Origin of the sequence: Pseudomonas sp. EggHat1, from assembly GCF_014892995.1 — a bacterium.
Classification (GTDB): domain Bacteria; phylum Pseudomonadota; class Gammaproteobacteria; order Pseudomonadales; family Pseudomonadaceae; genus Aquipseudomonas; species Aquipseudomonas chaetocerotis.
The window spans coordinates 18,306-43,528 of record NZ_JACKQK010000006.1 but is presented as its reverse complement, the minus strand read 5'-3'; the positions used below and the strand labels follow the sequence as shown (position 1 = coordinate 43,528).

Below are 25,223 nucleotides of genomic sequence, written 5' to 3'. Positions count from 1 at the left end.
TCTGCGTGCGGCCGCCTGGCTAGACTCCTCGCCAATTCAACAAGAATCGCTGCGAGGAAGCAGACATGAGCATGACGTTCTCCGGCCAGGTTGCCCTGGTCACCGGCGCTGCCGCCGGTATTGGCCGTGCCACCGCCCAGGCCTTCGCTGCCGAAGGGCTCAAGGTGGTGGTTTCCGACGTGGATGTGGCCGGCGGTGAGGGCACCGTCGAGCTGATTCGTGGGGCTGGCGGCGAGGCCTGCTTCGTGCGTTGCGACGTGACCCGCGATGCCGAGGTCAAGGCGCTGATGGACGCCACCGTGGCGCAGTACGGTCGTCTGGACTATGCCTTCAACAACGCCGGTATCGAGATCGAACAGGGCAAGCTGGCCGACGGCAACGAAGCCGAGTTCGACGCCATCATGGGCGTCAACGTCAAGGGTGTGTGGCTGTGCATGAAGCACCAGATCCCCTTGCTGCTGGCCCAGGGCGGCGGCGCCATCGTCAACACCGCTTCGGTGGCCGGCCTGGGTGCCGCGCCAAAGATGAGCATCTACGCGGCCTCCAAGCATGCGGTGATCGGTCTGAGCAAATCTGCAGCGATCGAGTACGCCAAGAAGAAGCTGCGGGTGAACGCAGTCTGCCCGGCCGTGATCGACACCGATATGTTCCGCCGCGCCTATGAAGCCGATCCGAAGAAGGCCGAGTTCGCCGCCGCCATGCACCCCGTCGGGCGCATCGGCAAGGTCGAGGAGATCGCAGCTGCCGTGCTCTATCTGTGCAGCGACCACGCGGCATTCACCACCGGCCAGGCGTTGGCGGTGGACGGCGGGGCCACGGCAATATAAAGGCTCTATCCCGGTAGTCTGCAAGCAGGCTAAGGTTGGCTCGCAGGGCCACTGTCCGCAGTGGTCCTGACTCAGCACAATCCTGCCAGATTCAACTGGAGCGATAACAATAATGACCGCCGATCCCTTGCTGACGTTTTTCCTTCCCGCTGCGCTGGGCATCATCATGCTCGGGCTTGGCTTGTCACTGAGCCTGGCCGATTTCGCCCGCGTGGCCAAATTTCCCAAACCCGTGCTGATCGGCCTGGCTTGCCAGCTGCTGCTGTTGCCGCTGGCGTGTTTCTTCCTGGCCAAGGTCTTTGGTCTGGCGCCGGCACTGGCCGTCGGTCTGATGCTGTTGGCAGCCTCGCCGGGTGGCACCACCGCCAATCTCTACAGCCATCTGGCTCACGGCGACGTGGCGTTGAACATCACCCTCACCGCGGTCAACTCGGTGATTGCGATTCTGACCATGCCGCTGATCGTCAATCTGTCGCTGGCGTACTTCATGTCTGCCGATCAGGCCATCCCGCTACAGTTCGCCAAGGTGGTGCAGGTATTCGTGATCGTCCTCGGTCCTGTGGCCATCGGCATGTGGCTGCGCAGCCACTTCCCTGGTTTCGCCGAGCGCATGCAGAAACCCGTGAAGATCATCTCGGCGTTGTTCCTACTGCTGATCATCCTGCTGGCGGTGGCCAAAGACTGGCGCACCTTCGTCGATTACGCGCCTGCGGTGGGCGGGGCGGCGCTGGCATTCAACCTGCTGAGCATGGCGGTGGGCTACTGCGTACCCAGGCTGCTCAAGCTCAATCTGCGTCAGGCCATCGCCATCGCCATGGAGATCGGCATCCACAACGGCACCCTGGCCATCGCCCTGGCCCTGAGCCCGGCGCTGCTGAACAACCCGACCATGGCTATTCCGGCGGCCATCTACAGCCTGATCATGTTCGTGACCGCAGCGCTGTTCGGCTTGTGGGTCAACCGTGTGCATGGCGCAGAACTGGCCGAGCCGGTGGCGCAGGGTGAAAGGGCGTAGCACTAGCAAATGGGCGCGGGGCTTTACCGGCAACAGTCGCGGCTAAAGCCCCTCCCACTTTCGACCGAGTCCTTAGCCCGGATGCAATCCGGGGCGGTCTTGCAGGGCGTTCCCGGATTGCATCCGGGCTACGGTGGCTAGCGTTTGCCGGCGTTGAGGATCGCCAAGGTCAACAGGCCAGCAACGATACCCCAGAATGCCGAGCCGACGCCGGCCAGGCTCATGCCGGAGGCGGTGACCAGAAAGGTGATCAGTGCCGCTTCGCGCTCGTTGGGCTCGCTCATGGCTTGGGTCAGGCCGCCGATGATCGAAGCGAACAGCGCCAATGCGGCGATGGACAGGATCAACGCCGCCGGCAGCGCCGCGAACAGCGAAGCCAGGGTGGCACCGAAGATGCCGGCGATGGCGTAGAACACCCCGCACCAGACCGCCGCCGTGTAGCGCTTGCGTGGGTCTTCATGGGCCTCCGGGCCGGCGCAGATGGCGGCGCTGATGGCAGCCATGTGAATGCCATGGCTGCCGAACGGCGCCATCAGGATCGACACCAGGCCGGTGCTGGTCAGCAGCGGTGAGGCCGGCACGTCGTAGCCATTGGCGCGCAATACGGCCATGCCCGGCAGGTTCTGCGAGGCCATGGCAACGATGAACAGCGGAATGCCGATGCTGATGGCGGCGGCCAGCGAGAAGCTTGGCGTCGTCCACTCAGGCGTGGCCAGTTGCAGCTGGAAATCGCTGAAATCCAGCAGGCCGAAGATCCCGGCCAGCACGCTGCCGACGATCAACGCAGAGAGTACCGAGTAGCGCGGCCACAGGCGCTTGCCGAGCAGGTAGGCGAGCAGCATGGCAACCACCAGAATCGGCTGCTGCTCGGCGGCCACGCAGATTTCCAGGCCGATCTTGAACAGCACGCCGGCCAGCAGGGCGGCGGCGATGGAGGCGGGGATGCGGCGCATCAGGCGGTCGAAGGTGCCGGTCAGGCCGATCAGCACGATCAATCCCGAGGCCAGGATGTAGGCGCCGATGGCCTCACCGTAGGATACCTGCGGCAGGCTGGTGACCAGCAGCGCAGCGCCGGGGGTGGACCAGGCGATCATCACCGGCGCGCGATAGCGCAGCGAGAGCACGATGCAGCACAGCGCCATGCCGATCGACAACGCCCAGATCCACGAGGAGATCTGCCCGCTGCTCAGGCCGGCAGCCTGGCCGGCCTGGAACATCAGCACCAGGGAACTGGTATAGCCGGTGAGCATGGCAATGAAGCCAGCGACCACGGCCGAGGTGGAGGTGTCCGCCAGTGGGCGCAGACGAGTAGGGGCGGCGTCTTGCATCAGAACGTTCCAGTATCGACGATGATGGGGTAGAGCGAGGCGACCAGCAGCAACGCCATGCCGATGTTGAAGGCGCGCAGCGCGCGTGGGTTGTCCAGCCATTTGCGCAGCAGGCTGCCGGCTACGGTCCACAGACCCACGCTTGGGCAGTTGACCAGGGCGAACAGCGCGGCGATCAACAGTACGTTGCTGAAGAAGCCGTCCTGCGGTGTATAGGTGGTAATGGCGCCGATGGCCATGATCCACGCCTTGGGGTTGACCCACTGAAAGGCCGCCGCCTGGATGAAGGTGAACGGCTTCGCTTCGGGATTCTCCCGGCTTTGCGGCGCGCCGGACTGGGCGATCTTCCAGGCCAGATAAAGCAGGTACGCGGCGCCGGCATAGCGCAGCACATCGTGCAGCACCGGCAGACGTTGGAACACCTGGCCGAGGCCCAGGCCCACGGCAGCCACCAGCAACATGAAACCCAGGCTGATGCCGAGCATGTGCGGAATGCTGCGGCGCACGCCGAAGTTCACTCCAGAGGCGAGCAGCATCATGTTGTTGGGGCCGGGCGTCACCGAGGTGACGAAGGCGAAGGCGATGAAGGCGAGCAGCAGTTCGGTGGACATGGTCGTTCTCCGGTGACTGGCAAAGCCTATTGCTCGACCGCAGCGGCGTCGCGGTACAGCCATGGCTGGGTTGGGCCGTACAGTCGGGCCTAGGCAAGTGGCTGATCTGTGGTTAGCCTTGGCTTTTTGCAGACAAGGAAGCCCCATGCAGCCGGATAACCCCTACAGTGCCCCGCAGGTCGAACTGATCGACGACCTGCCGGTGCGGCAGCTCCCAGGCTGGAGTGTGCGTCAGTTGCAGGTGCTCGGCTGGTTGGCGCTGATGTCGGCGCTGGGCAGTGCGCTGATGTTGGGCGTTATTTTCCTCAGCAGTTGGCTGGGCCAGGCAGAACTGGAGCAGGTTGAGCGCTATACCCGCTGGCTGCAGCTGTTGCTGATGTTGTTGGGCAACTATCTGCTGATCCGGCTCAAGAGCTTCATTGAGCGGCGTTTTACTGCACATGGGTTGGGCTGGCCGGTCTGGATCATCGTCGTCCTGGCCCTGGTCAGCGGGGCGATGGACTTCATGGTTGGGGATCAGGTGTTCAAGGCACTTAGCATGCTGACCATTATCTACCTGGGCCTGATGGTACTCATGGGCCTCGGCATTACCTGGTTCGGTATTCGTTTGCTCAAGGTGAGGCTGGCGTACGCCTCTCTGCGGATCATGGCCTGGCTATCCATTGCCAGTGGTTTGATGTTCGCCAGTGTGTTGTTGCTGCCGCTAGCTATATTGCCGGCACTGGCGGTTTGCGTGGCGCAGGGGCTGGTGTTCTTCAGAGGGGCTGCCGAGTTGCAGGGGATTACGAGCTGACTGCAGCGTAAATGACAGGAGCCGCCCATCGGCGGCTCCTGTTTTTCAGCCTGTTACCACTTGTAATCGAGGCTGGCTGTGACCCGGCGCGGGTCGCCTGCGTAGCAGTAGAAACCGTCGCAGGTCGAAAGGTATTCCTTGTCGAACAGGTTGTTGGCGTTGAGCGATACGCTGGCGCCACGCAGGTTTGCATCGAGCTGACCGAGGTCGTAGCGCACTGCGGCGTCGTAAACGGTGTAGGCGCTGCTGTGGCCGTCGGAAGGATCACGCACGAAGCCCATGCTGCCGACAGCAATATTGTCGGTGGAGCCGACGAAGCGGGCGCCAAAACCAACGCCGAAGCCCGCCAGCACACCCTGGTTCCAGTCATAGTCGGCCCAGATCGACGCCTGATGCTCGGGGATCAGCGGCAGGGCGCGGTTCTTGTCGCGCGGGTCGCCGACCTCGGTCATCTTGCTGTTGGTGTAGCTGTAGGACGCCGTCAGGCTGAGGTTCTCGGTGACGTTACCGGTAGCCTCCAGCTCCAGGCCGCGCACTTCCACCTCGCTCACCGGCTCGGTGGCGCCGGCGGTGTTGGTGGTGACGATGTTCTGCCGCTTCAGGTCATAGACGGCGGCGGTGAACAGCATGTCGCTGCCCGGCGGTTGATACTTGATGCCCAGTTCGTACTGCTTGCCGGTGCTGGGTTTGAACGCGGCGCCGCTGTTGCCGCCTGCTTCGGCCTGGAAGGATTCGGCATAGGACACATAGGGCGTGAAGCCGGAATCGAACACGTAGCTCAGCGCTGCGTTGCCGCTGAATTGGCTGTCGCGACGGCTGTCCTTGGCGTTATTGGCGTTGTAAAACACCGAGTCGGTATCCAGCCGGTCCCAGCGGCCGCCCAGGGTCAAGCGCCAGGCGTCGAGTGCCATCTGGTCCTGCAGATAGAGGCCGGTGTTTCTGCGCTTCTGGTTGTAGTCCTGGAAGGCGGTGTAGGCGACGCCGCTGAAGTCCTGGCCGTAGATCGGGCGAACGATGTTGCTGCTGGGAGCAGCACCGTAGAGCCAGCGGTAATCGGTGTTGACGCGCAGATAATCCACGCCGAGCAACAACGTATGCCCGATTGCGCCAGTGTTGAAATCGGCCTGGAAGTTGTTGTCCACGGCGAAGTGACTGATGTTCTCGTCGTACACGTTGGCACCGCGTGCCACCGTGCCGTCATCGGCCACGGCGCTTGCCCAGCCGCCAGCGGTGATGATCTGGTTGTCCAGTTCGAGCTTGCTGTAACGCAGGTTCTGATTGAACTGCCAGGTATCGTTGATGCGGTGCTCGAAGGCGTAGCCCAGTGCGTAGAACGTCTTGTCGTAGAACTCCCAGTCAGGGTCACCCAGGTTCTTGTTGTAATCGACCTTGCCGGCTGGCGTGCCCAGCTTGGTGCCCTGCAGGGGCAGGAACTGGCTGGTGCCGCCGGTATCGTCGCGGTTGAACTGGCCGAGGAAGGTCAGTCTGGTGTTGTCGGCAATATTCCAGGTCAGGCTGGGCGCCAGGTTGAAACGCTGGTCGTCCATATGTTCGATAACGGTGCCACTGTCACGGCCGGTACCGCTGAAACGGTAGAGAAAGCGACCTTCATCGTCGATCTTGCCGGTGCTGTCGAAGCTGATCTGCTTGTGATTGTAGTTACCAACCTGCACCTGCACTTCATGGCTGCTTTCGGCCTGCGGGCGGCGGCTGACCGCATCCACCAGGCCGCCGGGCGGGGTCTGGCCATACACGGCCGAGGCCGGGCCGCGCAGTACGGCAACGCGCTCCAGGTTCCAGGTTTCCAGCTTGGCCATGGTGTAGCTGCCCTTGGGCAGTGGCAGGCCGTCGAGCATCTGGATCGGTTCGAAGCCGCGGATCTTCATCCAGTCGGCGCGGCTGTCGCTGCCGTAGCTGCTGGCGATGACACCCGGCATATAACGCACGGCATCATCGAGGTTCTGCACCTTGCGGTCCTGCATCTGCTCGCGGGTGGCGACGGAGATCGAGCGTGGGGTTTCCAGCAGAGGCGTGTCGGTCTTGGTGCCGGTTGCGGTGCGGTTGGCCAGATAACCACGGGTCGGGCCCCAGGCGGTCTCGGCGGCCTGTTCGCTGGCTGTCACGGTCACGTCCGGCAGTGCCATTGCCGCTTCTGCTGCAGGGGCCAGGCTGTAGGTGCCACCACTGCCGCCTTGCAGCTGCAGGCCGGTGCCACGCAGCGCCTGATCGAGGGCTTCGATGGCTTCGTAGTCGCCGCTGACCGGTGCCGAGTTTTTGCCCTCGGTCAGGGCGGGATCGATGCTCAGGGTCACGCCGGCCTGGCTGGCGATCTGGTTGAGCGTGGCTGCCAGAGGGCCGGCAGGCAGTTGGTAGGCCTCGGCATGGGCCAGCCCGGCATGGCCGGCAAAGGCGATGGTCAGGGCCAGCAGCGTGTGGCGGAAGGGAGCGGGGCGGAAGGACATTGCGAACGTCTCCTAAGAGTTAATGTATCTCAATGTCTTTTTGCCGAAGCAGGAAAGAAAAATGACAGGGGCGGAGAAAATTATTTTTCCGCCGGCACCACGCGGGTCCACCAGGGGCCCAACTGTTCGGTGCGCACGGGCAGACTCAGCGCGAGAGCTGCCAGCGCCTTGTCGCTGTCGTGCAGTGGGAAGCTGCCGCTGATGCGCAGCCCGGCCAGGCTCGGGTCGAGGCTCAGATAACCGCCGCGGTATTCGCCAAGCTGATCGATCAGGCGCTGCAGTGGCAGGTTGTCCGCCACCAGCATGCCACGGCTCCACGCGTCGGCGCTGATGGGGGCAGGGTGGCTGTCGCCGAGGTGCTGGCTGTCCATCCGCACCTGCTCGCCGCTGTGGATGATGCGTTCCTGCGAACTGGCCAGCGGCCTGGCAGCGACCGCCGACTGCAACACGATCAATTCGGTCGCAGTCCCTTCGCGTCGGACCAGAAAGCGCGTACCCAACGCACGCAGTCGTCCCTGGTCCGTCTCGACGATGAAGGGGCGTGCGTCACCCTTGGCGGTCTGGATCAGGATTTCGCCGCTGCGCAGGCGCAGGCGTCGTTCGTTGTCGTCGAATTCGATATCCAGCGCACTGCGGCTGTTGAGGCGCACCTGGCTGCGGTCGGCGAGCAGCAGGTCGCGCTGTTCTCCGCTGGCGGTATGGTAATCGGCGAGGTAATCGCCAAGCGGGCGCTGCTGAGCCAGCAGTACCAGTGTTACACCTGCGGCCAGCAGCAGGCTCAGGGCGCTACCGCCAAGACGGCGCAGGCTGCGCCGACGGCTGATGCTGCTCTGCAACAGGGCGCGCCGCGCCATCGGCGCGCTGGCGGCAGACAGTTGCTGGTCGATGCCGCCGAGGCGTCGCCAGACCAGGCCATGCTCCGGGTGCGCGGCCAGCCAGTCGGCGAAGGCGTGGCGCTGCTGCTCGCTGGCTTCGCCCGAGTCCAGGCACAGCTGCCAGGCGATGGCCTCATCGAGCACGCGAGCCGATACCTGGCTCACTGCGGCGCTCCGTACAGCGCGATGTAGCACTGGCGCAGGCCCAGGGCAAGGTATTGACGCACGCGCGACGGGGACACGCCAAGACGCTCGGCGATCTCGGCATGACCGAGGCCATCCAGACGGTTATAGAGGAAAGCGGCGCGTGCCTTACTCGACAGTTGGCCGAGCAGGCGGTCGATTTCGGCCAGTTGCTCTAGCGCCAGCGCCTGTTCTTCCGGGCTGGGCTGCACGGCTTGCGGAGCCAGCGCGAGTTCTTCCAGGTAGGCACGTTCCAACGCATTGCGGCGAAACTGGTCGACCAGCAGCCCCTTGGCGATGGTGGTCAGCAGGGCTCTGGGCTCGCGCGGGCTGTGCAGGTCAGTGCGACCGAGCAGGCGGACGAAGGTGTCCTGGCTCAGGTCTTCGGCGCGCTGCGCGCAATTCAGGCTTTTGCGCAGCCAGCCGAACAGCCAGTCACGGTGATCGCGATAAAGCAGACCGACCAGTTGCTGATTGCTGGAATCCTGAACCGACACGCGCACCTCGCGAGATCTAAGTTAAGGTGATAATGATTCGCATATGATCGCAGAGGTCGTGTCAGGGTGCAATCACGCTTTGGCGTGGCGTGACCAGTGGCGCGAAGGGCAGGGGAAGAACGGCAAGGAAATTGCGGATGCAGGCGTGAGCGCGGCCCGTAAAGGGCGCGGGTTCGCGAGCAGAGCTCGCTCCTACGGGGAAGTGCGACGATGATGCTTAGGTGCGTTCCTGGCGGCTACGTGCCAGGGCGTGATTGACTTCCAGCCAGCCCTGCACGGCCTCTTCGCCCATCTCGCCGAATACGCGCTGCAACAGGCGCGCCTGTTCGCGGCGCAGGGCCTGCTCCAGTTTGGCGCCCTCGGCGGTGAAACCGAGCACACGCTTGCGCTTGTCGTCCGCGGCTGCCTCACTCTGCACCAGATTCATCTCGATCAACTGGCGCAACGGCATGTTCAGCGCCTGCTTGCTCACGCCCAGATAGCCCAGCAGCTCGGTCATGTTCAGGCCCGGGTACTTGGCGATGAAGAACAGGATGCGGTGATGCACGCGCGACAGGCCGCGCTTGGCGAGCATTTCGTCGGGCTTGGCAGTGAAGGCCTGGTAGCCGAAGAAGAAGGCTTCCATGGCAGCCTGCTGAGCGGCGGCGTTTTTGATGACCTGCGAACCATGACGGCCGGCCTGCGTGCCCTCGGCGGGTGACGTTAAAAATTTCTCGGGGAAATTTTTTAGGTCAGTCATATTGACGTATCTCTGCTTGGCGGCGTAGTTTCGGTCAAGCAGTTTGACTTAATTCCAATGACTTTTGCACCCCAGGACATCCCATGGCCTTCTCCGAACGCATCGCCCGCCTGAAAAGCTCCCTGATCCGTGAAATTCTTGCCGCGGCGCAGCGTCCGGAAGTGATGTCCTTCGCCGGTGGCCTGCCGGCCGAGCCGATGCTGCCGAAGGTGGACTGGGCCGAGATGCCGGCGAGCATGGGCCAGTACGGCATGAGCGAAGGCGAGCCGGCGCTGCGCGAGGCCATCGCCGCTGAGGCACGTACGCTGGGTGTGCCCTGCGATGCCAGCCAGGTACTGATCGTCAGCGGCTCGCAGCAGACCCTGGACCTGGCCTCCAAGCTGTTCATCGATCCGGGCACCGAAGTGCTGCTCGAAGCGCCGACCTACCTGGCTGCCCTGCAGGCCTTTCAACTGTTTGGCGCCGACTGCATCAGCGTACCGCAGGAGGCCGACGGCCCCGAGTTGGCGGCGCTGCGTCAGCGTCTGGAAAACCACAAGCCGGCCTTCGCCTACCTGATCCCGACTTTCCAGAATCCGTCCGGCACCCGTTACAGCGAAGCCAAGCGTGAAGCCGTGGCGGCCCTGCTCGACGAGTTCGGCGTGACCCTGATCGAGGACGAACCGTACCGCGAGCTGGTGTTCGATGCCGGTAGCGCCACCCCCATCGTCAGCCGCCTGCAGAAGGCCAGCTGGATCTACACCGGTACCGTGTCCAAGACGCTGCTGCCAGGCCTGCGCGTCGGCTACCTGATCGCCACCAAAGACCTCTATCCGCACCTGCTGCGCCTGAAACAGTCGGCTGACCTGCACACCAACCGCATCGGTCAGTGGCAGGCGCTGCAGTGGCTGGGTAGCGAGCAGTATCGTGGCCACCTGGCCGAGCTGCGCGACTTCTACCGCATTCGCCGTGACGCGATGCAGGCGGCGCTGCTGGAGCACTTCGGCGACCTGGCCGAGTGGGAAATTCCTCAGGGTGGCCTGTTCTTCTGGCTGACCCTGAAGCAGCCGCTCGACACCCGCACGCTGCTCGATGCGGCGCTGGCGCAGAACGTCGCCTTCATGCCAGGCGAACCCTTCTTCATCGATCCGGACGCCAACCCAGGCCATCTGCGACTGAACTTCAGTCACGTGGCGCCGGAGCGCCTGGGCGAAGGGTTGCGCCGCCTGTCGGCGGTGATCCAAGAGGCACAGGCGAAGTAGAAGCTTGAAGCGCAGGAGCCGGCTTGCTGGCGATGCGCTTGCTAAGGCGGATCGCCGGCAAGCCGGCTCCTACAGGTAAAAGAAGGAAACACGGGGAGGGCAACGCGATGTTCAAGGTCTACGGCGATTACCGCTCGGGCAACTGCTACAAGGTCAAGCTGATGCTGCATCTGCTGGGCAAGGAGTACCAGTGGATTGCCATCGATATCCTCAAGGGCGAAACGCAGAGCGAAGCCTTCCTGGCCAAGAACCCCAACGGCAAGATCCCGGTGCTGGAGCTGGAAGACGGCACCTGCCTGTGGGAGTCCAACGCCATCCTCAACTACCTCGCCGATGGTAGCGAGTTCCTGCCCAGTGAGCCGCGTTTGCGCACCCAGGTGCTGCAGTGGCAGTTCTTCGAGCAATACAGCCACGAGCCGTACGTCGCGGTGGCGCGTTTCATCCAGCTTTATCAGGGTATGCCGGAGGCCCGCCTTGAAGAGCATGCGCGCTGCCTGAAGCTTGGCTACAAGGCTTTGAAGGTGATGGAGAAACAGCTCGAGCGCACGTCTTATCTGGTCGGTGAGCAGTATTCCATTGCCGATATCGCCCTGTATGCCTACACCCATGTGGCGGACGAAGGTGGCTTCAGCCTCGAAGACTTTCCGGCCGTGCGCGCCTGGATCGAGCGCGTCGCCAGTCACCCACGCCACGTGACCATGTTCGGCTGATCACGGCTCGGCGGTGGCTTTGGAGTTTGCTGTGCAGCGCTGCCGCCATATCAAGGGACTCAATCCGGTCTCGCGGCGGAAGGTGCGGGTGAAATGCGACTGGTCGCAGAACCCGTGGGCGTGCGCGATCTGCGTCAATGGTTGGTCGGTGGACAGCATCATCTCTCTGGCTGCTTCGATGCGTTTGCGTGCCACATAGGCCAGCGGCGTGATGCCGAAGGTCTGTTTGAACACATGAGAGAAATGGCTGCTGCTCAGGCTGAGCTGGGCTGCCAGGTCGCAGGTGCGAATGGCGGTGGCCAGGTTGTCGCCGATGTACTGATCCAGGCGTCGCGTCTGCCAGCGTGTCAGACCGTTTGCGCAATGACGAATGCCACACTGCTTGCAGGCGTTGACCTGGCGTAGCAGCGTCATGGCCTGCTCGACCTGCAAGTAGGCGCTTTGCGTGTCCTCCAGCAGTTGCGTTTCAGCCTCCGCGAGCAAGGCAGCGATACGGTCCAGTAGCTGCGGGTCGTGCCCGGCCTGGTGCGGGCAGGGCGTAATTGCCTGAAGTTCGCCGAACGAGCCCATTGCCAGCCTCCTTATCTTATTGGTTGCAAAGCATGCGCGGCGCCGTCGGCGGCGCACAGCTCACAAGGAGGGGAAGGGTGACAACACTAAAGTGGGGTGCCGATCTCCAGTACACCGCGTTGCACGGCGATGGCCACGGCGTGTGTGCGATTGTTGGCGCGGAGCTTGTCCATGATCAGGCGCATATGGCCTTTGACCGTGTCTTCAGTGATGCGAAGTTGCAGCGCGATATCGCGATTCGAATAACCCAGAGCTGCTGCCTGCAGAACCTCCACTTCACGTGGGCTGAGGCACTGCTGGCCGATGTGCTGGGCCAGGTCGGCGGCGATCTCGGGCGGAATATGGCGTCTGCCGGCGGCCAGGCTGCGAATGGTCTCCACCAGCTCCTTGCGCAGTGTGCTTTTCAGTAGATAGGCCTGCGCGCCCGCCTGGATCGCATGCAGCGCACGCACGTCACCGCGATAGGTCGTGAGGATCGCGATGCGTGCATCCGGGCATTCGCCGCGAATCGCCAGAATGCTGTCGATGCCGTTCATATGAGGCATCTGCAGGTCCATCAGGGTGACGTCCGGTCGCAGGTGGCGAAAACATTCCAGTGCTTCGCGGCCGTCGCTGGCTTCGCCGACCAGATCGATATCCGCCTGTCCGGCGAGCACGGCAGCGATGCCCTCGCGCAGCAGAGGGTGGTCGTCGGCGACCAGCACGCGGATGGGGTTGGCAGCGGTCATTACTGCGAGCTCCTGATCAATCTTTTCCAGTTTAGCCAACGCCGCGCGCGAGGGGGCGACTGACGATAGGCCAATGGTCCGGCCAGGGTCAGTCGTACCTGGCAACCGTGGCCGGGGGTGCTGTCGATATTAAGTGTGCCGCCAATCTTGGCGGCGCGTTCGTACATGCCTCTCAGGCCCCAGTGATCGACCGGCTCTGCGCCCAGCAGGTACTCGGCCAGCAAGCCGCGGCCATCGTCGATAACGCGCAATGAGAACTGCCGGGGGTGGTAATCCAGCTGCACGCAAATATGGCGAGCCCCGGCATGACGAAAGGCATTGCTGACTGCCTCGCGGGCGAGTTGGCTGAGCTCGTCATGCACCACCGGGTGCAGGGCGCAGGGTGTGCCTGCGATCTCGACCCGATACTCGGTATCCGCATGTTCATGCAATTGATCGAGCTCGTGCAGCGTTTGCGGCAAGTCATTCGACGCCTCCTGTGCGTGGCGCAGGTTGCGCACCCGCTCACGACCTTCGGCGATCACCTGATCGGCACGATCCAGGGCATTCTCCAGCTTGCCTCGCGCAGGCTGATCGGCTGGCAGACTGTCTGCCGCAGCCTGCACGTGGAGCATCAGCCCTTGCACGCCCTGCAACAAGGTGTCGTGCAGTTCGCGGGCGATGCGCTCGCGTTCGTCGTGACGTTCTTCCAGACGTGTGCGCAGGCGTTCGGCTGCGCGCTGCATGTTGTTGCGATAGAGCAGGTGCAGGGTCAGCAGTATGACCAGTGCAATGCTCAGGATGAACAGCGGATGACTGTAGAACACCTGATCGATGCTGAACCTGAGTTCGGCATCCTGCTCGCTGGCTACGCCATTTTGATTGAGCGCACGCACGCGAAAGCGATAGTCGCCGGCGTGCAGGCCGGTATAGGTCGCCTCGCGCTGACGTCCGGCGGAGTGCCATTCGCTGTCGAAACCATCGAGACGGTAGAGAAAATGCAGCCCCTCGGGCGCAGACAGGCTCAGGGCGCCGTAGTGAATGACCAGGCGTTTGCTGTCTGCGGGCAGGGTTGGCGGCGTTTGCACGGAGATGGTCGCACCGTCAGCCATGAGGGAGTCGATACGCACCCTGGGGGGCTTGTCGCTATGTATCGCCTTATGTGGACTCAAGCCGGCCACGCCGTTGCGGGTGACGAACCACAGACGACCATCGCTGCTGCGCACCGCTGTTGGCAGGGCGAGCACCTGGTGCGGGTCGTTGGCGAGACCGCCTTGCAGATCGTAGGTACGGTAATGGATATGGTGCTTGGGATCGTTCAGCGCCTTTTCGATTTCTGCGGCCGGTAACTGAAAGACGCCACCTTTGCCGTGCAGCCAGAGGTCTTCTCCCTGAGGACCGGTGACCGGGATGATCGCGTAGAGATTGTTGAACAGCCCATTCTCGCTCAGCGGAAGATTCTGGAAGCGCTCCCCATCGAAGCGTGCCAGGCCCCGTTGGCCGCCGAACCAGCTGTGGTCCTGCAAATGAGCCATCGCCGTCACATGACCAATATCCAGGCCATCTGCGCTGCCCCACTGGCGTTCGCCCTGATCGTCATGGCTGACGATCAGGTTGTTGCGATAGCCGAACCAGCGCCTGCCATCAGGGGCGAGGGCAGAGCTCACCGGCATCAGTTGCGCCTTGTCCTTGCTGGGGGCGGGAAGCCGTCGCCAGTTGCCATCGCGCAGCACGTAGAGACCCTGACGGTTGAGTGAGAGCCAGAGCATGCCCTGATCGTCGATCAGCAGGGTGCGCACCGATGAATCCAGGTCGTGCTCGACCGGCAGGGCGGAGATTTTCTCCACCTGTTCGTCAGCGCTGCGCCAGATACCTTCGGGTCCGGCCAGCCAGACAGTGCCGTCAGGGCCCTTGCTGATCGCGCTGATCGGTGTACGCAGCGGCAGCTCGTGCAAACCCTGTTCATCCAGGCGCATGAGCGGCAGGTTGCTGCTGGCAGCCCAGAGATTGCCGGCGTCATCTGCGGCAATCGCCAGGTTGTTCGCCTCGGGCGGAAAGCCAGCCGGGCGCAGAGGGCGTTCGCGCAGTCGATCAAGCCCGTTCTGCGTGCCGATCCACAGGCTGCCTTCGCTGTCCTCCAGCAGCGGCCAGGCGAAGTCGGAGCTCAGACCATCACGTGAAGAAAGCCGCTCGATATCATCGAAGCTGCCGTTGCCATGTTCGTTGGGTTTGGCCACGTGCAACAGACCACCGCCAGCGGTGCTCAGCCAGAGGCAGCCATGCTGGTCGAACAGCATGGCGTTGGCCACTTCGCCAAGTGCCATGTGGGTCGCCTGCAGTTGCGGCTGATCGGTCTTTACCCGCAGCAGGCTGTCGCGGTCGCGTTCGATCAACCACAGTGCGCCATCGGCGGCTTGCGCTATCTGACGCGTGCGTTGGCTGCGAACGCCGGTGTCGTGCAGCTTCCGGGTGCCAGGCGGCAGTACATAAAGGCGCTGCTCATCAGCTACCCAGAGACGGTCACTGCTGTCGACGAAGACGCTGTAGGCATTTTCGCCGATAAAACCTTCTGCGATGCCCAGTTGCTGCCAGTGCTTGCCGTCGAAACGCATCAGGCCGTCGTTGGCTGCAGCCCAGACGCTGCCGTCTGCTGTTTGTGCCAGGGCGTAGATTACCCCTCGGGCCAGATCGAAGCTGCTGGGGTGTTCCTCCCCCGATGCGATCAGGTGAACGCCTCCGTTGCGCAAACCGACCCAAAGCCCGGTGTCGCTGGCCAGCAGGCTGGATACGATACCCAGTTCATGGCCACCAGGCGTGCGATATCGGGTGAAGTCGAAGCCATCGAAGCGATACAGGGAGTCGTGAGTACCCAGCCACAGGTAGCCGTCACGGGCTTCGGCCAAAGCGCCGATCTGGCTGGGGCTGTCGTCGTTGAGCGTCCAGCGCCGATGTTCCAGTTGCTGCTCCAGAGCGCTTCTGTCGGCCAGCGCGACAGCGCTGAAAAACACCAGGCAAAACAGGCTTGCCATGACGCCGAGGCGAGCTTGTGGGGTGTGTGCTTTAAAAACGTCCAACTTGGTTCTGAACCCATTCGATGCTGTAGTCGGCAATTCTTTCCCAACCGGGTTCGGCGATCAGCCAGTGGCTGTAGCCGGGGAACTGCTTGAAGCTGGTGATGGCTGACGAGCCTCGGTGACGACGATAGAGGGCGGCCACTACGCTGGCGCGAACGATGTGGGAATTGCCTGCAGCCAGCAACAACAGAGGTGCACGTTCGCCGTTGCTGAAGTCGACGGTGCTACCGATGCCTAGCGCAGCCTCGACGAATACCCGGCCGGGCGCCGGAACGATGTGGCGCGCATAGGCCGCGTTTTGCTGTGCAGGTGTCAGCGTTTGCGCCATATTGCGCGCGAAATACTGCGGTGTCATGTACAGAAGGTCACGCCAACCCACCCAGGGCAATGGCCATGGCCAGGTGCTATACAAACCCAGCAAACCGGCGCGTGGTGGCAGTGGGGCAATGGCTATGCCGGCCTGGCCCAGGCCGCGGTCGAGCAGCAATTGAACCAGCAGACCACCAAGGTCATGGCCAATCAGTAGCGGCGGCTGCTCCAGGTTGCGTACCAGTGTTTCGTAGTGGGCGAGGAGGGTGCTGATGCCGGGTTGTCGACCGCCTTTGCCAACCGGCCAAGACGGCGCCGTGCAGCGATAACCGCAGGCGCTGAAGCGTCTCTGAAATGGCTCCCAGATCGCTGGCGTGAGCCAGATGCCGTGAATGAACAGGGCGTGACGAGGCATGCTGCACTCAACCTGCTGCGCCCTGGTTCGGGCGGTCGCCGTCGTCAGGGGGTGGCATGGGGCACATCCTTGGCCGGCATCAGAAAATGCTCGATGTGCACGGGCACATCCGGATTCTGGAAGTGCCTGGCCGCAGCCTCGATGCGTTGCTCGGCGCGCGTTACCCGGCCGTGATGACGCAGGTGTTCGAGCCAGGACTCGTCAAAGAAGAACTCCTGCCAGTGGCGAGGATTTTCGCTGTTCTGTACCAGCCCCCAGGAGAACGCGCCGTTGCGTCTGCGCATGTGGGCGACCTCGGCCATCGCCTGGCGGAAGTCGGACGCATGCTCAGGTGCGATGTCGTACTGCAGGGTGACCATGACTGGGCCGCGCTCCAGATCGGCTTCGTCAGCCAGAATCGGCGCTGGCCAGTGCAGCGATGGGGCGAGGTCTTCGCTTTCGGTTACCGGCAGGGGGAAATGCAGCGTCAGCAGCAAGCCCAGCACCAGGCAACCCGCTGCGGCGAACAGGGCGACCGGAATCGACGCCTGACTGGCGACATAACCCCAGAGTGCGCCGCCAGCAGCCATGCTGCCGAAGAACACCAGGATATACACCGACAGCGCGCGGGCTCGCACCCAATCCGGTACCGAGGTCTGCGCGCTGACCTGCAGGCTCGACAGCACGGCAATCCACGCCGCACCGCTGAGCAGCATCACCGGCAGCAGCACGGCGAAGTCACGCACCCAGGCCAGGGCCAGCAGCACCAGTGCGTAGAGCACGCTGGCCCCGGCCACAAGCATGTTGGTGCTGATGTGCTCACGCAGTTTGGGCAGCAGCATGGCGCCGAGCACTGCGCCGATGCCGACGCTACCCAGCAGCAGGCCAAAGTCGCTGGCACTGCCTTTCAATTCACCACGTACGATCAGCGGCAGCAGCGACATGCCGGCGCTGGCGCCAACGAAGAACGCAGCGGCGCGTACCAGGACCGCCTGTAGCGGTCGCGATGCGCGGCTGTAGCGCCAACCGGCGCGCATGGCGCCGAGCAGGCGTTCGGCCGGGAAGGCAGCGACCTGGCGCTCACGCTTCCAGGTCAGTAGCACCGCCATCACCGCGAAGAACGACAGGGCGTTGAGGGCGAAGGTCGCCCAGGGGCCGCTGAGGCTGACCAATACCCCGGCGATGGCCGGGCCGAGTGCGCGGGCGACATTGATGCCGAGGCTCGACAGGGCGATGGCCGAGGGCAGGTCGCGCTTGCTCACCAGCTCTGGTGTCAGCGCCGACCAGGCCGGCATCATCAGCGCGGTGCCGACACCCATGGCCAGGGTCAGGCTGAGCAGCAGCCAGATCGTGGTCAGTCCGAGTAGCGTCAGGGTGGCCAGCAGTGTCGCCACTGCCGCCATCCACAGCTGCACGCCAAGCAGGTAGCGACGTTTGTCGATGATGTCTGCCATGGCACCGGCAGGCAGCGCCAAAAGGAACATCGGCGCGGAGCCTGCGACCTGAACCAGCGCCACGTGCATGGGATTGGTCGACAGGCTGGTCATCAGCCAGCCGGCACCGACCTCGTGCATCCAGGTGCCGATGTTCGAGGCGATGCTGGCCAGCCACAGCCAACGAAACGTGACGTGGTTGAGTGCGCTCCACGGCGAAGCTTTTTCCCCGGTCATGTCAGAACGCAAAGCACGAGCAGCCGAAGGCGCCCCAGAAGCCCTGGTGGTCGCTCACCGGGATGCTGCTGCGACGTGCGCGGTCATGCTGGTGCTGATGCACCGCGCATGAGCCGATGCACTGGTGGATGCTGGCGGCCATGGGCGCCGCTGTCGGTTTCCAGTGCCCGGGCACCATGGCCACCGGCGACCAGTCCGGCAGTACCGGCAGCGTCGGCGGGGCGAGTTTGTCGAACTCGCCGGTGCCATGTACGACCTTGCCGCCGACGATGGTGAGTACCGACTCCAGCCACTTGATCTGCTCTTCCTCGACGCTGAAGAAGTCCGCGTTCAAGGCCACCAGGTCGGCCAGCTGGCCCACCTTGATCTGACCCTTCTTGCCTTGCTCGCTGGAGAACCAGGCACTGCCGTGGGTGAACAGCTGCAGCGCGGTGGCGCGTGACAGGCCCTGCGGGGTGAGCGTGGTGCCGCCGACGGTCTTGCCGCTGACCAGCCAGTACAGCGCCGTCCAGGGGTTGTAGCTGGCCACGCGAGTGGCATCGGTGCCGCCGCCGACCGGCACGCCTTCGGCCAGCATGCGCTGGATCGGTGGGGTGGCCTCGGCAGCCTTGGCGCCGTAGCGGTCGATGAAGTACTCACCCTGGAAGGCCATGCGGTGCTGGATGGCGATGCCGCCACCGAGCGCGCGAACTCGCTCGATATTGCGCGGGCTGATGGTCTCGGCATGATCGAACAGCCAGGGCAGGCCGTTGAACGGCATGTCGCGGTCGACCTTCTCGAACACGTCGAGCATGCGCGAGATGGACTCGTCATAGGTAGCGTGCAGGCGGAACGGCCAGCGTTGCTCGACCAGATGACGCACCACTGGCTCCAGGTCGGCTTCCATGCTCGGCGCCAGGTCCGGACGCGGCTCGACAAAATCCTCGAAGTCGGCGGCGGAGAACACCAGCATTTCGCCGGCGCCGTTATGGCGCAGGAAATCATCGCCCTGGTGCAGCTTGACGCTGCTGGTCCAGTTCTTGAAGTCGGTCAGCTCTTCCTTGGGTTTCTGGGTAAACAGGTTGTAGGCGATGCGCACGGTGAGCTGATCCTTGTCGGCCAGCTCCTGGATCACCTGGTAGTCGTCGGGGTAGTTCTGGTAGCCGCCACCGGCGTCGATGGCACTGGTCACGCCCAGGCGGTTGAGCTCGCGCATGAACTGGCGGGTGGAGTTGACCTGATACTCCAGTGGCAGCTTCGGCCCCTTGGCCAGGGTGGCGTAGAGGATCAGCGCATTGGGCCGGGCGATCAGCATGCCGGTGGGCTCGCCACTGGCATCACGCTGGATCTCGCCACCGGGCGGGTTCGGCGTGTTCTTGTCGTAGCCCACAGCGCGCAATGCAGCGCGGTTGAGCAGGGCGCGGTCGTAGAGGTGGAGGACGAACACCGGGGTGTCGGGCGCTGCCTTGTTCAGTTCATCCAGGGTCGGCAGGCGTTTTTCGGCGAACTGGAACTCGGTCCAGCCACCGACCACACGCACCCACTGCGGCGTCGGCGTGCGGTCGGCCTGGTCCTTGAGCATGCGCAGGGCGTCGGCCAGCGACGGCACGCCTTCCCAGCGCAGCTCGAGGTTGTAGTTGAGGCCGCCGCGAATCAGGTGCAGGTGCGAGTCGTTGAGGCCGGGAATGACGGTGCGCTTTTGCAGGTCGATGACGCGGGTGGCATCACCGCGCAAGGCCATGGCCTCGGCGTCGCTGCCGACGGCGACGAAGCGCCCGTCCTTGATGGCTACGGCGCTGGCCTGGGGTTTTTCGCGGTCGACCGTGTGCAGGCGACCGTTGTAGAGAATGAGATCGGCGCTCATGTTGCCTCCTGATGAACTGACGGATGAGTCGCTGGCCATGGCCGCGAAGGGCATGGCTGACCACAATGCCCCGGCTGCGCCGAGCACGCTGCTGGTGGCGAGAAAGTGGCGGCGTTTCGGGTCGGAGGGGTCCTGGCTCATGGTCGATCCTCGTCTACGGTTGGGTTCAGCCAGGCGTCGAACAGGCGCGTGGCCATGGGCATGAACAGGTACACCACGAGCAGGACGATGCTCAGGGTGATCAGGACGTTGCTCGGCAGGTAAGCGCCGAGCCAGGGAACAAGATGGAGCAGGGGTTGCCAGAGCAGCGGGACCAGCAGGCTCAGCGGCAGGATCACCAGGAAGGTGACGCAGGCCTGTTTCCAGCGGGGCGGTGGCGCCTGTGCGGTTTCCGGCACGAACCAGAATTCCTTGCTCTCGGCGATTTCCAACTGGTCGCCGGCGCGTAGCAGTGGCTCGACTTCGGCGATCAGTTGGCGTCGTTGTTCCGATTCGATCCAGCTCTGCAACTGCTGCAGACTGGCGAAGCGCAGCACGCAGGTGAACTGCGCCAGGCAGGTTTGATGGCTACGTACCACGTCGACCCCCAAGTGTCCGGGGCATTGGCTGGCAGTCGCGATGATGCGCCGTAACCAAGCCTCGTAATGGGGCACATGACTCGGGCGAACCTGATGGCGCACCACCAGGGTGACGGTTTCCGCTTGCGTCTCGCTCATGCTGGAGACTCTGCTCAATGCTTTGGATTTGGCGATCCAGCGGCGCGCACCTATGCGCGCCACTGGTCGAGTCGAGGGCGTTTCCGCCGTCATGAGGTCAGATGGGCGCCGCTACAGGGGCCAGGGTTGGACCGTGCTCGACGCGCTCAGGCGCCTTGTGGACCATGGTGTAGGCGTAGTCCACGCCCATGCCGTAGGCGCCGGAGTGCTCCTTGACCAGGGCCATCACGGCGTCGTAGGTGTCGCGGTTCTTCCAGTCGCGTTGCCATTCCAGCAGTACTTGTTGCCAGGTCACCGGCACTACGCCGGCCTGAATCATGCGCTGCATGGAGTAGTCATGGGCGGCCTGAGAGGTACCGCCGGAAGCGTCGGCGACCATGTAGATTTCGTAGCCGGCGTCATGCATGGCGGAGAGGGCGAAGGTGGTGTTGCACACTTCGGTCCACAGGCCGGAGACGATGACCTTGTTGCGACCGTTCTTCTTCAGCGCGTCGCGGACTTTCTGGTCGTCCCAGGAGTTCATCGAGGTGCGCTCGAGCAGCGGTGCGTCGGGGAACACGGCGAGCAGTTCGGGATAGGTGTGGCCGGAGAAGCTCTCGGTTTCGACCGTGGTGATGATGGTCGGCACGTTGAAGATCTTGGCCGCCTTGGCCAGGCCCACGGTGTTGTTCTTCAGGGTTTGCCGATCGATGCTCTGCACGCCGAAGGCCATCTGCGGCTGTTGGTCGATGAAGATCAACTGGCTGTTGTGCGGGGTCAGGACTTCGGTTTTTGGATTGCTCATAGCGGTTACCTGTTGGTGGGGCGGTAGACGATGCACGCATCCCGTCGGTCGTTGCCGTCCGGGTAGGCGAAAGGACTATTGCAGAGCCGTCGCCGCTCGGATTGGATGTAACTGCGATTCTGGTATCGGGCTGTGCCGAGGTTTGCCCACCGGCACGACGTACGGGGCTGCTAGAGTGAGTGCAGGGATTGCCAGGGGGAGACGCATGACAGGGGAAAGCCGCAAGCTGGGCCTGGGATCGTTGACCGCGCTGGTGGTGGGCTCGATGGTGGGCGGCGGGATCTTCTCGCTGCCGCAGAATATCGCCGCACAGGCCGATGTCGGTGCAGTGCTGATCGGCTGGGGCATTACCGCAGTGGGCATGCTGGCGCTGGCCTTCGTCTTTCAGGGCCTGGCCAACCGCAAGCCACAGCTGGATGGCGGTGTCTACATCTATGCCAAGGCCGGTCTTGGCGATTACATGGGCTTTTCCTCGGCCTGGGGCTACTGGATCAGCGCCTGGCTGGGCAATGTCGGCTACTTCGTCCTGCTGTTCTCCACCCTCGGTTACTTCTTCCCGGGCTTCGGCCAGGGTAATACGCCGCTGGCCATCGCCTGTGCCTCGGTGTTGCTGTGGTGCGTGCACGTCCTGGTGCTGCGCGGTATCAGGGAAGCGGCGCTGATCAACCTGATCACCACGGTTGCCAAGCTGGTGCCGATCCTGCTGTTCATCGTCATCGTCGGCCTGGTCTTCGACCGCGACATCTTCACCCGTGACATCTGGGGGCGCAGCAATCCGCAATTTGGCAGCGTGCTGGAGCAGGTGCGCAACATGATGCTGGTCACCGTGTTCGTGTTCATCGGTATCGAAGGGGCGAGCGTCTACTCGTCGCGCGCCGAGCGCCGCCGCGACGTGGGCAAGGCCACGGTGATCGGTTTTATCGGCGTGCTGGCGCTGTTGATGCTGGTTAATCTGCTGTCGCTGGGGGTGATGAGTCAGCCCGAGCTGGCGGCATTGCAGAACCCGTCGATGGCCGGTGTGCTGGAGCATGTGGTGGGGCGCTGGGGCGCGGTGTTGATCAGCATCGGCCTGGCAGTGTCGCTGCTCGGTGCGCTGTTGTCCTGGGCGCTGCTGTGCGCCGAAATCCTCTTCGTTTGCGCCAGGGACGGCACCATGCCGGCCTTCCTGCGTACGGAAAACGCCAACCAGGTGCCGGTCAATGCGCTGTGGATGACCAACGGCATGATCCAGCTGTTTCTGCTGATCACCCTGTTTTCCCAGGGCACCTACCTGTCACTGATCTACCTGGCGTCGTCGATGATTCTGGTGCCCTACCTGTGGTCGGCGGTCTATGCGCTGTTGCTGGCGCTGCGTGGCGAAACCTACGAAGGCCAGGCCGGGGTGCGCCGCAAGGACCTGGCCATCGGCCTGCTGGCAGTGGGCTACGCGATCTGGCTGCTGTATGCCGGCGGGGTCAAGTACCTGCTGCTGTCGGCGCTGCTCTACGCGCCAGGGGCGCTGCTGTTTCGCCAGGCCAAACGCGAGCAGGGGCAGGTGCTGTTCACCCGCTACGAATGGCCGATCTTCGCCGCGGTGTTGCTGACTTCCGTGCTGGCCGGCTATGGCCTGTATGCCGGTCACCTGACGCTCTAGGGCTGGACAAAGCGGCCGGCGCGCGGATAATCCGGCCTATCACCCCTGACTCTGGCTTCGCCACCCCTATGCGCAAAAACCTGCGTACCGCCCTGATCTGGATGCTGATGCTGGCCCTGCCGGCACAGGCCATGGCGGCGCTCGGCATGCAACTGTGCGAGCAGGTGCATCGCAGCAGTGTCCTGCAGATGAGCGCCAGTCAGCACGGCGAGCACGGCATGCAACATGATAGGGCGGCCGACAGCTCGCATGGTGCACATCAGGACGCCGCCCCGGTGGCCAGCAGCGATGTTCCCGCCGACGGTAACCTCTGTACCTTGTGCGCCTTCTGCGTCGGCGTCGCCGCGCCCAGCCAGCCGTTTCTGAACGACTCTGTCCTGCAAGCCGTCGAGCTGCCTGCGACCTGGCCCGATCGCCTTATCGTCGGCGTAGCCGACACGCCCGAACGCCCCCCGCGTTTTTCTCTCGCCTGAGCCTTTTAGGGAGCGCCGTCCTGCGGCGCCTGTAGCTCACGCGGCCGCCTGGCCGCCGTATGCGAGAACACATCATGACTTTGCATTTCCTTGCCGGAAGGCTGCTGGGCTTTGCTGCCCTGGCGCTACCCGGCATCTTGGTGGCGGCCCAGTCCGACCCACTGGACGCCAACGCCGTCGTGCCGGCGCAGGATTACCGTTCACCCCTTGAAGATTATCGCGCCCAGGCCGACGAGCCGTTGCAGGACTGGCGCGCGGCCAACGACCTGGTCGGCCGTATCGGCGGCTGGCGCACCTACAGCATGGAAGGCTGGGAGCAGCCGGACGAACAGGGCGCTGATCCGTCCGAGGGAGGTGGCCATGGCCATCACTAGACCCCTCGCGCTGCTCTGCGCCGTGTCGCTAGTGGCCGGCTGCGCCAGCTTCAGCCAGGACGGCGGTTTCGGGCCAGTGCAGCAGGCCAGCGAGCGCCAGCTGGACAAGCAACTGCTGTGGGCCCGGGACGAAGCCGGTCGCGGTCAGATCGACGCGCGGGTGACCGAGCTGCTGGCCGAACCCCTCAACCTGGATGCTGCTGTACAGCTGGCGCTGCTCAACAACCGCGGTCTGCAGGCCTCCCTCGACGAGCTGGGCATCGGCGAGGCCGAGCGGGTGCAGGCCGGGCGCCTGCCCAATCCCGGCTTCTCCTACGGTCGTCTGGAGAAGGGCAGTGAGGTGGAGTACGAGCGTGGCTTGCACCTGAACCTGGCGCGGCTGATCGCCTTGCCGTTGACCTCGCGCCTGGAGGGGCGGCGCTTCGAGCAACTGCAGCGCCAGACCAGCCTGGCGGTATTCGAGTTGGCCAGCGAGACGCGCAAAGCCTGGTATGAGGCGGTCGCGGCCGAGGAAAGCCAGGTCTATGCACGGCAGGTGCTGGATGCCGCTGAGGTCGGTGCCGAACTGGCAAGGCGAATGGCTGCGGTAGGTAACTTCAGCAAATTGCAGCAGGCCGAGCAGCAGGCCTTCTACGCCGAGGCTGGCATCGGCCTGCTGCAGGCCGAACAGGCGCGGGTACGTAGCCGCGAGCGCCTGACCCGGTTGCTCGGCCTGTGGGGCGAACAACTCGGCTATCGCCTGCCCGAGCGCTTGCCGACGCTACCGAAAAACGCCGACCAGCTGCCGGACGTGGAGCGCCTGGCCATGAGCCAGCGCCAGGACATTCAGATCGTGCGCCTGGATGCCGAGCGCCTGGCGCACAACCTCGGCCTGACCCGCACCACGCGCTTCATCAACGTGCTGGAGCTGGGCGTGGTGAACAACCGTTCCAACGAGGAGCCGACTCAGCGCGGTTACGAGATCAGCGTCGAGCTGCCGCTGTTCGACTGGAGCGGGGCCAAGGTGGCGCGGGCCGAGGCGCAGTATCGTCAGGCGCTAAACCGTGCGGCCGAGACGGCGATCAACGCCCGTTCGCAGGTGCGCGAGGCTTACCACGCCTATCGCAACGCCTTTGAGCTGGCGCAGCACTATCGCGCCGAGGTGTTGCCGCTGCGCCAGCGCATCGCCGAGGAAAACCTGCTGCGCTACAACGGCATGTTCATCAGCACCTTCGACCTGCTCGCCGACGCGCGCCGCCAGGTGCAGGCGGTGGACGGCTACCTGCGGGCGCAACGCGACTTCTGGATGGCCCGCGCCGACCTCGACATGGCCCTGCTGGGCGCTCCCAATCCCTCGCTCGCCGCGGCACCTGCCGCTACCGCCGAGCCGGCCGCCGCCGGCCACTGAACAAGGAT

At 63.9% G+C, this 25,223-nt stretch carries 23 protein-coding genes; 9 read left to right on the top strand and 14 right to left on the bottom strand.

Going from position 1 to position 25,223, the window contains the following annotated elements:
- The first annotated feature begins 65 nt into the window (after window positions 1-65).
- On the top strand, window positions 66-827 hold the full coding sequence (locus INS93_RS11675; RefSeq protein WP_192982068.1) for an SDR family oxidoreductase: 762 nt from the start codon (window positions 66-68) through the stop codon (window positions 825-827).
- A 112-nt stretch (window positions 828-939) separates the two neighbouring features.
- A complete protein-coding gene (locus INS93_RS11670; RefSeq protein WP_192982065.1) occupies window positions 940-1,842 on the top strand; it encodes a bile acid:sodium symporter family protein in 903 nt (300 codons plus the stop codon).
- Window positions 1,843-1,979: 137 nt separating this feature from the next.
- On the opposite strand, the gene INS93_RS11665 is transcribed toward INS93_RS11670, so the two are convergent.
- Both INS93_RS11665 and INS93_RS11660 read right to left on the bottom strand, forming a co-directional pair.
- Window positions 1,980-3,170 (bottom strand): benzoate/H(+) symporter BenE family transporter, encoded by a 1,191-nt coding sequence (locus INS93_RS11665; RefSeq protein ID WP_192982063.1) that lies wholly within the window; start codon window positions 3,168-3,170, stop codon window positions 1,980-1,982.
- A complete protein-coding gene (locus INS93_RS11660; protein ID WP_192982061.1) occupies window positions 3,170-3,781 on the bottom strand; it encodes a LysE family translocator in 612 nt (203 codons plus the stop codon). The genes INS93_RS11665 and INS93_RS11660 overlap by 1 nt, the downstream gene beginning before the upstream one ends.
- A 145-nt stretch (window positions 3,782-3,926) precedes the next feature.
- On the opposite strand from INS93_RS11660, the gene INS93_RS11655 reads away from it, so the two are divergent.
- Window positions 3,927-4,574, top strand: a complete 648-nt coding sequence (locus tag INS93_RS11655) for a hypothetical protein (RefSeq protein ID WP_192982058.1) — start codon at window positions 3,927-3,929, stop codon at window positions 4,572-4,574.
- Between the two features lie 53 nt (window positions 4,575-4,627).
- Here the strand turns inward: INS93_RS11655 and INS93_RS11650 are convergent, their stop codons facing one another.
- The 4 genes from INS93_RS11650 to INS93_RS11635 all read right to left on the bottom strand — a co-directional run bounded on the left by INS93_RS11650 (window position 4,628) and on the right by INS93_RS11635 (window position 9,330).
- Window positions 4,628-7,036 (bottom strand): TonB-dependent siderophore receptor, encoded by a 2,409-nt coding sequence (locus INS93_RS11650; RefSeq protein WP_192982056.1) that lies wholly within the window; start codon window positions 7,034-7,036, stop codon window positions 4,628-4,630.
- An 80-nt stretch (window positions 7,037-7,116) separates the two neighbouring features.
- Window positions 7,117-8,076: a FecR domain-containing protein gene (locus INS93_RS11645; protein WP_192982053.1), complete on the bottom strand. Its 960-nt coding sequence runs from the start codon at window positions 8,074-8,076 to the stop codon at window positions 7,117-7,119.
- On the bottom strand, window positions 8,073-8,591 hold the full coding sequence (locus tag INS93_RS11640) for an RNA polymerase sigma factor (RefSeq protein WP_192982051.1): 519 nt from the start codon (window positions 8,589-8,591) through the stop codon (window positions 8,073-8,075). Before INS93_RS11640 ends, INS93_RS11645 begins: the two co-directional genes overlap by 4 nt.
- A gap of 217 nt (window positions 8,592-8,808) precedes the next feature.
- Window positions 8,809-9,330, bottom strand: coding sequence for a MarR family winged helix-turn-helix transcriptional regulator (locus INS93_RS11635; protein WP_160020241.1), 522 nt, complete (start codon window positions 9,328-9,330; stop codon window positions 8,809-8,811).
- A gap of 83 nt (window positions 9,331-9,413) precedes the next feature.
- On the opposite strand from INS93_RS11635, the gene INS93_RS11630 reads away from it, so the two are divergent.
- Both INS93_RS11630 and INS93_RS11625 read left to right on the top strand, forming a co-directional pair.
- A complete protein-coding gene (locus INS93_RS11630) occupies window positions 9,414-10,571 on the top strand; it encodes a PLP-dependent aminotransferase family protein (RefSeq protein WP_192982048.1) in 1,158 nt (385 codons plus the stop codon).
- A gap of 107 nt (window positions 10,572-10,678) precedes the next feature.
- Window positions 10,679-11,281 carry a glutathione S-transferase family protein gene (locus tag INS93_RS11625; protein WP_192982046.1) on the top strand — a complete coding sequence of 201 codons (603 nt, stop codon included), beginning with the start codon at window positions 10,679-10,681 and terminating at the stop codon, window positions 11,279-11,281.
- Here INS93_RS11625 and INS93_RS11620 read toward each other — a convergent pair whose 3' ends face one another.
- The 8 genes from INS93_RS11620 to INS93_RS11585 all read right to left on the bottom strand — a co-directional run bounded on the left by INS93_RS11620 (window position 11,282) and on the right by INS93_RS11585 (window position 21,348).
- A complete protein-coding gene (locus INS93_RS11620) occupies window positions 11,282-11,851 on the bottom strand; it encodes a helix-turn-helix domain-containing protein (RefSeq protein ID WP_192982043.1) in 570 nt (189 codons plus the stop codon).
- Between the two features lie 86 nt (window positions 11,852-11,937).
- Complete coding sequence (locus INS93_RS11615; protein WP_160020237.1) at window positions 11,938-12,579, bottom strand: response regulator; 642 nt, start codon at window positions 12,577-12,579, stop codon at window positions 11,938-11,940.
- On the bottom strand, window positions 12,579-15,587 hold the full coding sequence (locus INS93_RS11610) for a sensor histidine kinase (protein ID WP_192982041.1): 3,009 nt from the start codon (window positions 15,585-15,587) through the stop codon (window positions 12,579-12,581). Before INS93_RS11610 ends, INS93_RS11615 begins: the two co-directional genes overlap by 1 nt.
- A 31-nt stretch (window positions 15,588-15,618) precedes the next feature.
- The gene (locus tag INS93_RS11605) at window positions 15,619-16,356 is read right to left on the bottom strand and encodes an alpha/beta hydrolase (RefSeq protein ID WP_192982038.1); all 738 of its coding nucleotides are present in this window, start codon (window positions 16,354-16,356) and stop codon (window positions 15,619-15,621) included.
- 44 nt (window positions 16,357-16,400) lie between these two features.
- Window positions 16,401-18,005, bottom strand: coding sequence for an MFS transporter (locus INS93_RS11600; RefSeq protein ID WP_192982035.1), 1,605 nt, complete (start codon window positions 18,003-18,005; stop codon window positions 16,401-16,403).
- Window position 18,006: 1 nt separating this feature from the next.
- A complete protein-coding gene (locus INS93_RS11595; protein ID WP_192982407.1) occupies window positions 18,007-19,848 on the bottom strand; it encodes an amidohydrolase in 1,842 nt (613 codons plus the stop codon).
- A gap of 137 nt (window positions 19,849-19,985) precedes the next feature.
- Complete coding sequence (locus INS93_RS11590; RefSeq protein WP_192982032.1) at window positions 19,986-20,564, bottom strand: antibiotic biosynthesis monooxygenase; 579 nt, start codon at window positions 20,562-20,564, stop codon at window positions 19,986-19,988.
- A gap of 97 nt (window positions 20,565-20,661) precedes the next feature.
- On the bottom strand, window positions 20,662-21,348 hold the full coding sequence (locus INS93_RS11585; protein WP_021489897.1) for a hydrolase: 687 nt from the start codon (window positions 21,346-21,348) through the stop codon (window positions 20,662-20,664).
- Between the two features lie 205 nt (window positions 21,349-21,553).
- Between INS93_RS11585 and arcD the strand changes: the two genes are divergently transcribed.
- The 4 genes from arcD to INS93_RS11565 all read left to right on the top strand — a co-directional run bounded on the left by arcD (window position 21,554) and on the right by INS93_RS11565 (window position 25,215).
- Window positions 21,554-22,981 (top strand): arginine-ornithine antiporter, encoded by a 1,428-nt coding sequence (gene arcD / locus INS93_RS11580; RefSeq protein ID WP_192982030.1) that lies wholly within the window; start codon window positions 21,554-21,556, stop codon window positions 22,979-22,981.
- Between the two features lie 68 nt (window positions 22,982-23,049).
- Window positions 23,050-23,454, top strand: a complete 405-nt coding sequence (locus INS93_RS11575; protein ID WP_192982028.1) for a hypothetical protein — start codon at window positions 23,050-23,052, stop codon at window positions 23,452-23,454.
- Window positions 23,455-23,528: 74 nt separating this feature from the next.
- Complete coding sequence (locus INS93_RS11570) at window positions 23,529-23,828, top strand: hypothetical protein (RefSeq protein WP_192982025.1); 300 nt, start codon at window positions 23,529-23,531, stop codon at window positions 23,826-23,828.
- Window positions 23,815-25,215, top strand: a complete 1,401-nt coding sequence (locus tag INS93_RS11565; RefSeq protein ID WP_192982022.1) for a TolC family protein — start codon at window positions 23,815-23,817, stop codon at window positions 25,213-25,215. The genes INS93_RS11570 and INS93_RS11565 overlap by 14 nt, the downstream gene beginning before the upstream one ends.
- The last annotated feature ends 8 nt before the right edge of the window (window positions 25,216-25,223 follow it).

Coding starts and splice junctions, on each gene's coding strand:
- INS93_RS11655 (WP_192982058.1), top strand. CDS start 3,927: ATGCAGCCGGATAACCCCTACAGTGCCCCGCAGGTCGAACTGATCGAC.
- INS93_RS11570 (WP_192982025.1), top strand. CDS start 23,529: ATGACTTTGCATTTCCTTGCCGGAAGGCTGCTGGGCTTTGCTGCCCTG.
- INS93_RS11630 (WP_192982048.1), top strand. CDS start 9,414: ATGGCCTTCTCCGAACGCATCGCCCGCCTGAAAAGCTCCCTGATCCGT.
- arcD (WP_192982030.1), top strand. CDS start 21,554: ATGACAGGGGAAAGCCGCAAGCTGGGCCTGGGATCGTTGACCGCGCTG.
- INS93_RS11565 (WP_192982022.1), top strand. CDS start 23,815: ATGGCCATCACTAGACCCCTCGCGCTGCTCTGCGCCGTGTCGCTAGTG.
- INS93_RS11650 (WP_192982056.1), bottom strand. CDS start 7,036: ATGTCCTTCCGCCCCGCTCCCTTCCGCCACACGCTGCTGGCCCTGACC.
- INS93_RS11675 (WP_192982068.1), top strand. CDS start 66: ATGAGCATGACGTTCTCCGGCCAGGTTGCCCTGGTCACCGGCGCTGCC.
- INS93_RS11600 (WP_192982035.1), bottom strand. CDS start 18,005: ATGACCGGGGAAAAAGCTTCGCCGTGGAGCGCACTCAACCACGTCACG.
- INS93_RS11625 (WP_192982046.1), top strand. CDS start 10,679: ATGTTCAAGGTCTACGGCGATTACCGCTCGGGCAACTGCTACAAGGTC.
- INS93_RS11605 (WP_192982038.1), bottom strand. CDS start 16,356: ATGCCTCGTCACGCCCTGTTCATTCACGGCATCTGGCTCACGCCAGCG.
- INS93_RS11595 (WP_192982407.1), bottom strand. CDS start 19,848: ATGAGCGCCGATCTCATTCTCTACAACGGTCGCCTGCACACGGTCGAC.
- INS93_RS11615 (WP_160020237.1), bottom strand. CDS start 12,579: ATGACCGCTGCCAACCCCATCCGCGTGCTGGTCGCCGACGACCACCCT.
- INS93_RS11635 (WP_160020241.1), bottom strand. CDS start 9,330: ATGACTGACCTAAAAAATTTCCCCGAGAAATTTTTAACGTCACCCGCC.
- INS93_RS11575 (WP_192982028.1), top strand. CDS start 23,050: ATGCGCAAAAACCTGCGTACCGCCCTGATCTGGATGCTGATGCTGGCC.
- INS93_RS11620 (WP_192982043.1), bottom strand. CDS start 11,851: ATGGGCTCGTTCGGCGAACTTCAGGCAATTACGCCCTGCCCGCACCAG.
- INS93_RS11665 (WP_192982063.1), bottom strand. CDS start 3,170: ATGCAAGACGCCGCCCCTACTCGTCTGCGCCCACTGGCGGACACCTCC.
- INS93_RS11670 (WP_192982065.1), top strand. CDS start 940: ATGACCGCCGATCCCTTGCTGACGTTTTTCCTTCCCGCTGCGCTGGGC.
- INS93_RS11585 (WP_021489897.1), bottom strand. CDS start 21,348: ATGAGCAATCCAAAAACCGAAGTCCTGACCCCGCACAACAGCCAGTTG.
- INS93_RS11610 (WP_192982041.1), bottom strand. CDS start 15,587: ATGGCAAGCCTGTTTTGCCTGGTGTTTTTCAGCGCTGTCGCGCTGGCC.
- INS93_RS11590 (WP_192982032.1), bottom strand. CDS start 20,564: ATGAGCGAGACGCAAGCGGAAACCGTCACCCTGGTGGTGCGCCATCAG.
- INS93_RS11660 (WP_192982061.1), bottom strand. CDS start 3,781: ATGTCCACCGAACTGCTGCTCGCCTTCATCGCCTTCGCCTTCGTCACC.